9 protein-coding genes are annotated in these 12,908 nt (G+C 66.7%); 7 read left to right on the top strand and 2 right to left on the bottom strand.

Annotated features, from left to right (window positions below; genetic code table 11):
- Nucleotides 1-197: 197 nt before the first annotated feature.
- From ettA to ACLQ3I_RS21680, 4 genes are all read left to right on the top strand, one after another.
- Nucleotides 198-1,874, top strand: coding sequence for an energy-dependent translational throttle protein EttA (gene ettA / locus ACLQ3I_RS21695; protein ID WP_425804694.1), 1,677 nt, complete (start codon nucleotides 198-200; stop codon nucleotides 1,872-1,874).
- 130 nt (nucleotides 1,875-2,004) lie between these two features.
- Nucleotides 2,005-6,831 carry an NAD-glutamate dehydrogenase gene (locus ACLQ3I_RS21690; protein ID WP_425804691.1) on the top strand — a complete coding sequence of 1,609 codons (4,827 nt, stop codon included), beginning with the start codon at nucleotides 2,005-2,007 and terminating at the stop codon, nucleotides 6,829-6,831.
- 330 nt (nucleotides 6,832-7,161) lie between these two features.
- Entirely contained in the window at nucleotides 7,162-7,623 is a 462-nt protein-coding gene (locus ACLQ3I_RS21685) for an acyl-CoA thioesterase (protein WP_425804688.1), read from the top strand.
- The gene (locus tag ACLQ3I_RS21680) at nucleotides 7,620-8,315 is read left to right on the top strand and encodes a hypothetical protein (RefSeq protein WP_425793574.1); all 696 of its coding nucleotides are present in this window, start codon (nucleotides 7,620-7,622) and stop codon (nucleotides 8,313-8,315) included. The genes ACLQ3I_RS21685 and ACLQ3I_RS21680 overlap by 4 nt, the downstream gene beginning before the upstream one ends.
- A 34-nt stretch (nucleotides 8,316-8,349) precedes the next feature.
- On the opposite strand, the gene ACLQ3I_RS21675 is transcribed toward ACLQ3I_RS21680, so the two are convergent.
- Nucleotides 8,350-10,539: an alpha-amylase family glycosyl hydrolase gene (locus tag ACLQ3I_RS21675; protein ID WP_425804685.1), complete on the bottom strand. Its 2,190-nt coding sequence runs from the start codon at nucleotides 10,537-10,539 to the stop codon at nucleotides 8,350-8,352.
- 79 nt (nucleotides 10,540-10,618) lie between these two features.
- Nucleotides 10,619-11,059: a globin gene (locus ACLQ3I_RS21670; RefSeq protein ID WP_425793578.1), complete on the bottom strand. Its 441-nt coding sequence runs from the start codon at nucleotides 11,057-11,059 to the stop codon at nucleotides 10,619-10,621.
- Between the two features lie 160 nt (nucleotides 11,060-11,219).
- Here ACLQ3I_RS21670 and ACLQ3I_RS21665 point away from each other — a divergent pair, with 160 nt between their 5' ends.
- From ACLQ3I_RS21665 to ACLQ3I_RS21655, 3 genes are all read left to right on the top strand, one after another.
- Entirely contained in the window at nucleotides 11,220-11,867 is a 648-nt protein-coding gene (locus tag ACLQ3I_RS21665) for an HNH endonuclease (protein WP_425793580.1), read from the top strand.
- Nucleotides 11,868-12,024: 157 nt separating this feature from the next.
- Nucleotides 12,025-12,273, top strand: coding sequence for a hypothetical protein (locus ACLQ3I_RS21660; RefSeq protein ID WP_425793581.1), 249 nt, complete (start codon nucleotides 12,025-12,027; stop codon nucleotides 12,271-12,273).
- Nucleotides 12,260-12,757, top strand: a complete 498-nt coding sequence (locus ACLQ3I_RS21655; RefSeq protein ID WP_425804682.1) for a DUF5130 family protein — start codon at nucleotides 12,260-12,262, stop codon at nucleotides 12,755-12,757. The genes ACLQ3I_RS21660 and ACLQ3I_RS21655 overlap by 14 nt, the downstream gene beginning before the upstream one ends.
- The last annotated feature ends 151 nt before the right edge of the window (nucleotides 12,758-12,908 follow it).

Here is a 12,908-nt window from a genome sequence, read left to right as displayed (position 1 = left end):
GGCCAACGGGGCCAGATAGACCGATGCGGCGAAGGCGAGCGCGGCCACGTACGGGCGAAGCGGCCCGCGTCGATACAGTGGTGGACGATGAAACATTGCGGTAGCTCCTGCCGAAGGTGGTGAGGATTCCTCACTTGGGTGAGGAACTGGTGAGCTACCAGTGCAAATGACCAAGAACACGCAGGTAAGGACGTTACGTGGCTGGCGAGTTTATCTACACGATGAAGAAGGTGCGCAAGGCGCACGGCGACAAGGTCATCCTCGACGATGTCACCATGTCGTTCTATCCCGGTGCCAAGATCGGCGTCGTCGGGCCCAACGGCGCCGGCAAGTCGTCGATCCTGAAGATCATGGCCGGGCTCGACCAGCCGTCGAACGGCGAGGCCTTCCTCGACCCCGACGCCACCGTCGGCATCCTGCTGCAGGAGCCTCCCCTCAACGAGGAGAAGACGGTCAAGCAGAACGTCGAGGAGGGAATGGGCGAGATCAAGGTGAAGCTCGACCGCTTCAACGAGATCGCCGAGCTGCTCGCCACCGACTACTCCGACGAGCTGATGGAGGAGATGGGCAAACTCCAGGAAGACCTGGACAACAACGACGCCTGGGACCTCGACTCGCAGCTGGAGCAGGCGATGGACGCACTGCGCTGTCCGCCCGCCGACTCGCCGGTCACCCACCTCTCCGGTGGTGAGCGCCGACGTGTCGCGCTCTGCAAGCTCCTGTTGCAGAAGCCCGACCTACTGCTCCTCGACGAGCCGACCAACCACCTCGACGCCGAGAGCGTGCTGTGGCTCGAGCAGTTCCTGGCGAACTACCCGGGCGCCGTGCTCGCGGTGACGCACGACCGCTATTTCCTCGATCACGTCGCCGGCTGGATCTGTGAGGTCGATCGCGGCCAGCTGCATCCGTACGAGGGCAACTACTCCACCTACTTGGAGAAGAAGGCCGAGCGACTCGAGGTGCAGGGCAAGAAGGACCAGAAACTGCAGCGTCGGCTGAAGGAAGAGCTCGCCTGGGTCCGGTCGGGGTCCAAGGCGCGCCAGACAAAGAACAAGGCCCGTCTCACCCGCTACGAGGAGATGGCGACCGAGGCCGAGAAGACCCGCAAGCTCGACTTCGAGGAGATCCAGATCCCGACGCCGCCTCGTCTGGGCGACGTGGTGGTCGAGGTCGACCACCTCGACAAGGGCTTCGACGGCCGAGTGCTGATCAAGGACCTGTCGTTCACGCTGCCGCGTAACGGCATCGTCGGTGTGATCGGACCCAACGGCGTCGGCAAGACGACGCTGTTCAAGACGATCGTCGGGCTCGAGGAGCCGGATTCGGGCGGCGTGAAGGTCGGCGAGACGGTCAAGCTGAGCTACGTCGACCAGAACCGCGCGAACATCGACCCCAAGAAGAACGTCTGGGAGGTCGTGTCCGGCGGGATGGACTTCATCGAGGTCGGCCAGAACGAGATGCCGTCGCGCGCCTACGTCAGCGCCTTCGGCTTCAAAGGTCCCGATCAGCAGAAGCGTGCCGAGGTCCTCTCCGGCGGTGAGCGCAACCGCCTGAACCTGGCACTGACCCTCAAAGAGGGCGGCAACCTGATCCTGCTCGACGAGCCGACCAACGACCTCGACGTCGAGACCCTGGGTTCACTCGAGAACGCCCTGGACAACTTTCCCGGGTGCGCCGTGGTCATCTCTCACGACCGCTGGTTCCTCGACCGCACCTGTACCCACATCCTGGCGTGGGAGGGCAACGTCGCCGAAGGTCAGTGGTTCTGGTTCGAGGGCAACTTCGAGGCCTATGAGGCCAACAAGGTGGAACGTCTCGGCGCCGACGCCGCGCGGCCGCATCGGGTCACGCACCGCAAGCTCACCCGCGACTAGTTCGTGCATCGGCGGCCGGACACGCGCCGGATCGCCTGACCGCGACGACGCCGGTCATTACCATCGCAGAGGAGGGGGCATACTCCGGAGATTCCGGGTCCCTGCCCCTCCCGCGATGGGGTGAGTGCCGTTGTCGAACGTGACATCGCTTCTGCCGCAAGCGATTGCGCGGTATTTCAGCTCGTCGTCGGCGGCGCGTCCGGCAGCGTCGCCGGATCTGGATCGCTTCTCGTCCGAGCAGGTCGACCGGGTACGTCGTCACCTCGACGTGGCTTATCGGCGCGATCCCGGCGAACGTCTGGTCGACATCGTCGCGAGTCGGTCCGGCGGTGTCGAGGTGGTGGTCGTCAACGACGACATGCCTCTGCTGGTCGAGGCCGTGCTGGCGACCGTCGAGGCCCACGAGCTGGTGGTGACCCGCATCGACCACCCGATGCTGCCGGTGATCCGCGACGACGACGGGACGTTGTCGGCGTTCGGTGACGACGAGGAGCCGACCGCCGTCGAATCGTGGATCTTCGTCGTCGCCTTGTCGCAGCAACCCGACTTCGATCTGGCGGCGCTGCGGTCCGACGTCCTCGAGGTCATCGGCCGGGTCGCCGACGTGGACCGCGACGTCGACCGGATGCGGACCGGGTTGACCGAGTTGGCCGTCGAATGCGCGGCGGTCCAGGAGTCCGGTGCCACCGGCCTGCCCGCAGGTGAGCGTCAGGAGTACGCGCGCCTGCTGGAGTGGTTCGCCGGCAACCACTTCCTGCCGCTCGGATATGCGCGCGCCCCTGCCGACGGCGCAGCCCTCACCGACCGTCTCGGCGTGTGGCGCACGGACACGGTCGTGTCGGCCTTCCCGGTCGCCGCCGAGGCGCCGTTGCCGCGGGTCTCGCGCATCTACCTCGAGACCGGAATCCAGCGTTCCGACTTTCCCACCCTGTTGCAGATACCAGCGTTCACCTCTGATGGCGAACACGCCGGCGAACATCGGTTCGTCGGCACCTTCACCTCGTCGGGCCTGCATCAGACAGTGCTCGACGTCCCGGTGCTGCGCGTCAAGGTTCGGGGGGTCCTCGACCGGGCCGGTGTCGACGAGGACTCGTTCGCCGGACAGGCGATGCTCGAGCTGCTCCAGAACTACCCGCTCGTCGAGATGTTCGCCGCCACCGATGCCGAACTCGGCCGCCAGGTCGACGAGATGCTGGACGCGGTCGCGACCCGGTCGCTACGGCTGTTCGTCCGCATGAACCCCGATGGCCGGATGGCGGCGGCCCTTGTCTACCTACCGCGTGACCGCTACAACACCCAGTCGCGCCTCACGCTGCAGGCCGAACTCCTCGATGCGCTCGGCGGGACCGCGATCGAGTACACGGCGCGAGTGAGCGAGATGCCGCTGGCACTTCTCCAGGTACTGGTACGTGTCGACAGCGATCGCGCCAGGTTGCTCGGTTCACTCGACACCGGCGGTCGCCGGCATCAGGAGATGCAGGCGAAACTCGCCGGATCGATACGCAGCTGGGACGAACGCGTCCGCGCGCTCGGTCGCGCCACCGCGGCCGGGCATCCGCCGTCGGCATGGCCGGCCGGTGGTGTCGACACCTTGCTCCGTGCCCTGCCCTCACTCCCGGAGGACTACAAGGAGCAGCGAAATCCACGGGCGGCCCTCGCAGATCTGATCCACGTCACCCAGCTGGAGCCCGGCGGCGTCACCGTCACGCTGAGCCGATTCGTCGCCGGCGAACCGGAGGGGCGGGAACGGGGTGAGGCGATCGCCGACGACGTCGACAACCACGAACTCGCCGATGACCGATGGATCTTCACGCTGTACCTGTGCGGGGCGGCCGCCACCCTCACCGATGTGCTTCCGGTGCTCCACAGCCTCGGTCTCGACGTACTCGACGAACATCCGTATCACCTCATCCGTCCGGACGGAACATCTTGCTGGGCTTACGAATTCGGTGTGACCCTGACAGGGGGGATGTCGGTGGACGCCGAGGGCCTCGATGATCTCGAGCACCGGTTCACCGACGCGTTCCGCCAGATCTGGCGCCAGAACGCGGAGGTGGACGCGTTCAACGAATTGGTGATCCGATGCGGGTTGGACTGGCGGTCGGCGGCGATGCTCCGTGCCTACGCCCGGTATCTGCGCCAGTGTGGATTCTCCTATACCACAACGCATGTCGCGGCTGTTCTTGGCGAGCACAGATCGGTCATCCGCGGGCTGGTCGACCTGTTCGCGGCGTCGTTCGACCCGGTAGGCGCCGACGAGAGCCGGCGTGACGGTGTCCTCACACGCCTGCAGCGCGACGTCGGAACAGTGATCAGCCTGGATGCCGACCGCATCCTGTCGGCGTTCGTCGCGGTGGTGACCGCGACCTCTCGCACCAACTATTACGTGACCGGCGATGCCGGCCGACGGCCGGTCATGTCGTTCAAGCTCCGCCCCCGTGACATCCCGCAGGCGCCGGAGCCCCGTCCGATTCACGAGATCTTCGTCTACTCACCGCGCACCGAAGGTGTGCACCTGCGCTTCGGGATGGTCGCCCGCGGTGGTCTGCGCTGGTCTGATCGGCGCGAGGATTTCCGCACCGAGATCCTCGGGCTGGTGAAGGCGCAGGCCGTGAAGAACGCGGTGATCGTCCCCGTCGGGGCCAAGGGTGGGTTCGTCGTCAAGCGCCCGCCCGCGCCGACGGGTGACCCCGCCGCGGACCGCGATGCCCAGCGCACCGAGGGCATCGAGTGCTATCGGGCCTTCATCTCCGGTCTGCTCGACGTCACCGACAACATCGACCAGCAGACCGGAACGGTGATCCCGGCGCGGTCGGTGGTGAGTCGGGACGGCGACGATCCGTATCTCGTCGTCGCGGCGGACAAAGGCACCGCGTCGTTCTCCGACATCGCCAACGACGTTGCCGCGCAGTATGGTTTCTGGCTCGGTGACGGGTTCGCCTCGGGCGGGTCGGCCGGTTACGACCACAAGTCGATGGGGATCACCGCCCGGGGCGCATGGGAGTCGGTGAAGCGTCACTTCCGCGAGATGGGCCGCGACACCCAATCCGAGGACTTCACGGTGGTCGGGATCGGCGACATGAGCGGTGATGTCTTCGGCAACGGGATGTTGTTGTCCGAGCACATCAGACTGGTCGCGGCGTTCGACCACCGACATGTCTTCGTCGATCCGGAGCCCGATGCGGCCGGCGGACGGTGCGAGCGCGAGCGGTTGTTCGCCCTTGCCCGCTCGTCGTGGGCCGATTACGACACGTCGTTGATCAGTCCGGGCGGCGGGGTCTGGTCGCGGGAGCAGAAGGCGATCCCGGTCAGCGGCGAGATGCGCGGTGCGCTCGGCCTCGGCGACGAGGTCACCGAACTGTCACCACCGGAACTGATCCGGACCATTCTGCTGGCACCTGTCGACCTGCTGTGGAACGGCGGCATCGGCACTTACGTCAAGGCATCGACCGAGTCCGACGCTGAGGTCGGCGACAAGGCGAACGATGCGATCCGGGTCGACGGCAACGAGTTGCGCGCCAAGGTCATCGGCGAGGGTGGGAACCTCGGCGCCACCGAACGCGGCCGGATCGAATTCGACCTGGTAGGTGGGCACGTCAACACCGACGCGATGGACAATTCGGCAGGCGTCGACTGTTCCGACCACGAGGTGAACATCAAGATCCTGCTCGATTCCGCGGTGTCCTCGGGTGACCTGAACGTCACGGAACGCAACCCGCTGCTGGAGTCGATGACCGGCGAGGTCGGCGATCTCGTGCTGGCCGACAACATCTCGCAGAACTCCGAACTCGGCTTCAGCCGAACCTTCTCCACCGTCCGGGTGGACGTCCACATGCGGCAGCTGGCCGATCTCGCGCGCAATCGCGGTGTGGACCTCCGACTGGAGGCGTTACCGCAACCGGCCGAACTGCGAAAACGATTCGGCGGCGACCTGAGCCGTGGCCTCACCTCACCGGAACTCGCCACCCTGATGGCGCACGTCAAACTGGCGGCGAAATCGGATCTCCTCGCGACCGATCTGCCCGACAACGAGGTGTTCGACGCTCGGCTGTCCGGCTATTTCCCGATGCCCCTGCGGGATCGGTTTGCCGACGGTATCCGCTCGCACCGGCTGCGGCGGGAGATCGTGACCACCACGCTGGTCAACGATGTGGTCGACAAGGCGGGGATGACTCACCTCTTCCGTCTGGGGGAGGGCACGGGCTCCTCGACCGAGGAGGGCGTGCGTGCGTATGTGGTGGCGGGCGCAGTCTTCGGCATGGACGGTCTGTTCGAACGGATCACCCACGCGCCGGCGCCGGCCACGGCGATCGACGAGATGTCGATGTACGCCCGCCGCCTGCTGTTCCGGGCATCGCGGTGGTTGCTGGCCTTCCGGCCACAGCCGCTGGCGATGGCCGCGGAGATCACCCGGTACGGGGAGCGGGTCACGGAGCTGTCGGCCCTGCTCGACAGTTGGTTCGGCGCGAGTTCGGCTTTCGATGTCGACGCGCGACTGGACCGCTACGAGGCGGCCGGAGTGCCACAGGATCTCGCGCACGATGTGGCCGTGAGCCTGCACCGGTTCTGCCTCCTCGACATCATCGATGCCTCGGAGATCGCGGACCGTGAGCCCGTCGAGGTCGGGGAACTCTATTTCGCGGTGATGGAGCACTTCGGACTCGAGGAACTGCTCACCGCGGTGTCCGACCTCGCCTACGGTGATCGATGGCATGCGCTGGCGCGCTTGGCACTTCGCGATGACATGCACGGCGCGCTGCGCGCCCTCACGCTGAAGATCCTCGAGGTGGGCGAGCCCGACGAGTCGGCGGCCGAGAAGATCCACGAATGGGAGTTCTCCCATACGTCCCGGTTGTCCAGGGTTCGCACGATGCTCACCGACATCACCGAGTCGGACACCCTGGACCTGGCCGTGCTCTCGGTGGCCGCCCGTCAACTGCGCAGCGTGATCCGTTGAGCGATACTGTCCGCTGTGTGAGGCGACCTGCGGACTGACCCTGACCGTCGACGATGGGAAGCGCCGGGACCTGACCGCACGACGGATTGACCCCCGGCACCCTCAAAGACGCCCCGCACGGCATCGACCTCGGCCCCTGCACGTGCACTCGATGATGCGGACCGTCTCGGGCTCGCGGACGCCACGGTCCCGGCGGCGAGCTCTGCGCCCCCGTCGTGCTCAACGGGCTGCCGGTGGAGATCGTGCCGGGCTGATCGCGCGACGGTGCTTGCGTAGGGTTGGACCCGCGGCGGTGAGTCGCCGGTCGACGACGTCTGGGAAGGGAAGCGCGTGCTCTACGAGGACGAGGGAACGAAGACCGACGCCGGATACCTGGTCAAGGTACCCGTCCGGTGGTCTGACATGGATGTCTTCGCCCACATCAACCATGCACGGATGGTCACCCTCCTCGAGGAGGCCCGGATTCCGTGGCTTTTCTACGACGGGCGGCCCACGGCCTCGTTGCGAGAAGGGTGCGTGGTGGCCGACCTGCACGTGAAGTACCGGGAACAGGTGCGCCACGACGAGGGGCCGATCGAGGTCACCATGTTCGTCGAGCAGCTGCGCGCGGTGGACTTCACGGTCGGGTACGAGGTCCGTCCGAAGGGCGCCGACCCGGCGAGCAAACCGGCGGTCACCGCCACCACCCAGCTCGTCGCGTTCGATGTCGATGCGCAGCGTCTGCGACGACTCACCGCGGACGAGAAGGAATTCCTCGGGTCGTTCCGCCGCGCAGATCCGGTGGCCCGGTGACCGCGCCCGAACGTCACATCACCGTGACCGGTCCCGGGGACCGGTCTGACGCAACCGCATTCCTGGGACGCGCTGTCCGTCTCGACGACACGGCCGCCGTGCGGGTGGCCGCCCGCCCCGACGGCTTGCTCGGATTCTGGGTCAACACCGGATTCGATGTCCTCGCGAGCAGATCCGTGTTCGGGACGATGCGCCCCGCCGACATCGTCGCGGACGCCGGGATGCTGCGCGCGGCACTGTCGGCGGCGGAGCCGGGCAACGCGGTCGATCCCGGGTTCGGTCTGGACAGCGCCTGGCGCGGCGCGCTGCCGGCGAACTCCGGTTTCACCCAGCTCGACGACGTCCCGGCGCGTACCGTCGTCGAATTGTCCCGTGGCGGTGCACATCTCGCGCGGACCGAGGGCAGTGCGCATGGTCCCGCGACCGGACTGCTCGACCAGGATGTGCTCGACGTGACGTCGCGAGACGGTGAACGGCGCGCCGCGGTCTCGATGAGATCGCTCTTCGCCGTCACCGCGATGGGATTCATCCGCGACGCCGACGGCCACGAGGTCACCGAGACGTCACCGATCGACCGCATCGCCGCCGACGAACCGGTTCGAATCCGCGTGTCCGGTGCCTGGATTCGGATCGACGCCCGATACGGATCGGTGTTCCAGCGCCGCGAGAAGATCGCGATGATGACTGTGTGACCGCACGCCGGTCTCCCGGTGCCCCGATCGGCGCTCAGACGAGCCAGGCGGCCGAGTTCGGGGCAAGCTGCCCGTCGATGAGTGGATAACTGGTCAGCAGGATCTCGCCGGGCGGGAGCGGGACCGGGACATCGCCGGTGTTGAGCGCGCAGGTCAGGTGCCCGACCGACCGGCGGAAGGCCAGGCAGCCATCCGGGGCGCCGTACCACTCCACCGTGTCACCGTCGAACTCCGTTCGCTCGTATCGCATCTCGATTGCCTGCCGGTAGAGCGAGAGCGTCGAACCGATGTCTTCGAGTTGTGCCTCGACGGTGAACCGCGACCATGATGAGGGCATCGGCAGCCACGTGTCCGGGTTGCCACTGAATCCGAACGGCGGCTCGAAGCCTTCCCAGGGCAACGGGACCCGACACGCGTCGCGGCCGCGTTCGGTGTGTCCGGAGCGCTCCCACACCGGATCCTGCAGGGCGTCGTCGGGCAGATCGGCATTCGGCAGTCCGAGTTCGGCGCCGTTGTAGATGAACACCGTTCCCGGGAGTGCGAGTTCGACGAGCAGCATGGCGCGCGCCCGCAGGATGCCGAGATCGATGTCGGTGTCGGGCGCCTCGATCTCGGGGTCGGCGGGGACGGCCCCGGAGGGAGTGCCCTCGATACGGCCGTATCGGCTGACCTCACGGTCCACATCGTGGTTGGACAGCGTCCAGGTGGGCACCCCGGACACCGACAGCACTGCCGCCAGCGAGTTCTCGATCGCGTCCCGGATGGACTCCGTGTCGAACGTCGCCTTGGCGAGGCGGAAGTTGAAGCCCAGATGCAGTTCATCGGGCCTCAGATACTCGGCGAATCGTTCGTTGTCGTCGACCCAGATCTCACCGACGTTCGCCGAGCCGGGATATTCGTCGAGCACCTTGCGGATCTTGCGGTGGATGTCGTGCACGGCATAGTTGTTGAACCGTGGATCGTCGTCGTCGTTCTGCAGGAGGCCAGTCGACTCGAGATCCATGTCGGGCAGGTCCGCCGGCTTGGCCATGCCGTGCGCGACGTCGATGCGGAAGCCGTCCACTCCGCGGTCGAGCCAGAAGCGCAGGGTCTGCTCCAGATCGTCGAAGACCTCGGGATTCTCCCAGTTCAGATCCGGCTGTTCGGCAGCGAAGATGTGCAGGTACCACTGGCCCGGTGTGCCATCGGGATCCGGGATCCGCGTCCAGGCCGGACCGCCGAAGATGCTCCGCCAGTTGTTCGGCGGCTCGTCGCCGTCATCGCCGCGTCCGTCGCGGAAGATGTACCGGGCCCGCTCATTGCTGCCGGGCTCGGCCGCCAGCGCGTCGACGAACCACTGATGCTGATCGCTGGTGTGGTTGGGGACGAGGTCCATGGTGACGCGGATGGACCGCTCATGTGCCTCGGCGATCAGCTCGTCGAACCGCGCGAGATCGCCGAAGATCGGATCGATGTCGCGCGGATCGGAGACGTCGTACCCGTGATCCGCCATGGGGGAGCGCATGATCGGACTCAGCCACAGCGCGTCCACCCCGAGGAGCTCGAGGTAGCCGAGCTTGTCGATCACACCGGCGAGGTCGCCGACGCCATCGCCGTCCAGATCGGAGAACGAGCGCGGATAGATCTGGTAGAAGACCGCGGACTTCCACCAGGTGTCGTCGTCGGGATCGAGTTGCGTCGCAGTGCTTGCGGGGACCACGGCATCGTCTGCGTCGACGGCCTGTTGAACTTCGTCGACGTCATCGGCCGACTCATCGTCGTTGTCGTCGCCGGCCCCCGCGGCGGTGGCATCGGTGTCGTCGTCCGCGCGGTCGGGTTCGTCAGCGTCAACGGCCTCAACGGCGTCAACGGCGTCAACGGCCTCAACGGTTTCGGCGGTCTGCTCGTCGTCGCCGGTGGCTTCGGAGCTCTCTGCGACAGCGTCGATCTTCGAGTCGTCGATGTCCTCGTCACCGCGTGCGGCGACATCCGGGCCCGGAGCTCCGGTCTCGTCGGTCTCGACCACGTCATCGGTCTCGGAAGAACCGGGATCGGCAGGCGCAGAGTCGACTGCGTCGTCCGACTGTTCGTCGCCCACTACGTCGGCAGCGTCCTCGTCTGTGCTGTCCGTTGCCGTGGCCTCCTCGGAGGTCACGGCGTTCTCGTCGGCACCGGTGATTGCGGCGTCGGGCGCGCCATCGGGATCCGGTTCGGCGGGGACAGCGTTCGATGTCTCGTCGCTCACCGTCGTCATTGTGCCTTACCTGTGTTTTCGGTGAGAACTACAGGTCATCTCGGCGCGTCGGAACGCACGTGACGGCGTGTCAGACGGGCGAATTCATCATCGATTGCGCTGCCATCTCCATGTAGTCCACGAGTGCCCGCCGGTGCGGGTCGTCGAGGGTCTGTGCGTCGATCGAACCGATTGCGGTGTGCATGCAGCGCAGCCATGCATCGCGTTCGATGGGACCGATGCGGAACGGATGGTGGCGCATGCGCAACCGCGGATGGCCACGTTCCTCGGAATACGTGCGTGGCCCGCCCCAGTACTGCTCGAGGAACATCCGCAGACGCCGCTCCGCGGGCTCGAGGTCCTCCTCGGGGTAGAGCGGACGCAACACCTCGTCGGCGGCGACCTCCTCGTAGAACCGCGCGGTGAGCTTGCGAAACGTCTCCGCGCCGCCCACCTCGTCGTAAAACGTGCGCTGCGTGGAAGGGTTGCTGGGCTGTATGCCGCCGGGGACCTCGGTACTCACGGCCTCCATTGTCCTGACCGCGGGCGTGGGCCTCAACCACCCGTACTCCGCAGGCGGTCGGTTCGCCGGGTGTTCACCGAGGCGACCTGCGGTGACACGCACAATTGTCGTGCAATAGTCGGTGTTCCATGGTCAACTTGACCTCGTCGTGTTGAGGTGGGAGACACATATGACGAGCAGGAGCGCAGCAAAGACGGTATCGGCCGACGGCGGCCGGGCGCGCATCACTGCGCTCACCACCCTTCCCGGCGGCCGCGCGCACGAGTTCGTGGGCGCCTCTCCGTCGCGTTCGGCACTGCTCTGGGGTCGCCGCCGGGTTCTCCTGCTCAACGCCACATACGAGCCGCTGACCGCCATCTCCCTGCGTCGGGCCATCGTCCTGGTCCTGCGTGAGCGGGCCGACGTCGTGCATGCCGACGACGGCGGACTCGCCGTGCACTCGGCCGACATGTCGGTCCCGGTGCCCTCGGTCATCCGACTACGGTCGTTCGTCAAGGTGCCGTATCGCGCCGTGGTTCCGCTGACGCGGGCGGCACTGATGCAGCGCGACCGGTTCCGGTGCGGGTACTGCTCTGCCAAGGCGACCACCATCGATCACGTGCTGCCTCGCAGTCGGGGCGGATCCCACACGTGGGAGAACTGCATCGCCTGTTGCGCGAGCTGCAACCACCGCAAGGCCGATCGGCTTCTGAGCGAGCTGGGCTGGTCGCTGCGCGTCCAGCCGGGCGTCCCGAAGGGGCGTCATTGGCGTCTGCTGGCCACCGTCAAGGAGATCGATCCGGCATGGGCGCAGTACATCGACGCCGGTGCCGCCTGATCCGGCCGGGTTTCGGATGGTCGATCGGCGGAATTGCGTCTACGACGCACTGTAGGGGTCACCGCCCGAGGGTCGCGTGCGTCGGCTAGATTGATCACAATGACCTGTACATGGATGTTCCGCAGGTCACCGCAATGCAACCGATCGAAAGGGTGACATGGACAACCTGATCGTCGCCATCGGAATGCCTGTCACGATCATCTGTGCGGTCCTTGTCGTGGCATGTGTCATCGCGATGGCGTTCACGTTCAACACGAAGTATCCGAAGGTGTCGCTGTACACCCTCGATCAGCAGTGGGAGCACGCTCCACTGCTCTTCAGCGCCACCGGTATCGAGCCGATGGCACTGGCACATCATGCGGAATCGACCGACGTGGACGGAGGCTCGGCCAGTGGCAAGTGGTGAGGTAGCAACAGGTCGTCACGCCGAGGTCGAGGCGACATCGGCGGCCGGGAGTGCACTGCCGGTCGGTACGGTCATCACCAACAGCGGTCGCATCTCGGCGACGCGGTTCCCGGGTCAGGCGCCCACCACGCCGCCGTTCACCCGTGAGGAGCTGATCGGCCTCGACGACGCGCTCAAGAGTGCCAGCGAGAAGGCACTCGTGCGGTTCTCGGTCTATGTCGGTGAGCTCGGCGCGGACGCCGTCGCGGATGCTCGCGCGGTGCTGCTCCGGTCTCCGGAGCCGGCCCATGGCGCGCTGATCGCAGTGTCCCCGAATGCCCACGAGGTTGTCGTGGTGTCGGGTGTCGCGGTCGCCGACCGGGTCAACGATCGCGTCGCCCAGCTCGGTGTGACCGCGGCTGTCACGAGTTTCCGTCAGGGCGATCTGATCGATGGACTGATCGCGGCGCTGCGGGTCATGTCGACCGCTGCCGCCGTCTCCTGACGGGCAGTACGGCCGTCTCCTGACGGGCGGTACGCGAGTCTCCTTACGGCAGTACCGAACAATTCCACAATCCAGCGGGCGGGGGGGGGGGGGGGGGGGGGGGGGGGGGGGGGGGGGGGGGGGGGGGGGGGGGGGGGGGGGGGGGGGGGGG

Origin of the sequence: Gordonia sp. DT101 (assembly GCF_049844895.1) — a bacterium.
Taxonomy (GTDB): Bacteria; Actinomycetota; Actinomycetes; order Mycobacteriales; family Mycobacteriaceae; genus Gordonia.
Note: the sequence above shows the minus strand (reverse complement) of the source record. Positions and strands in the feature narration are given on the sequence as shown.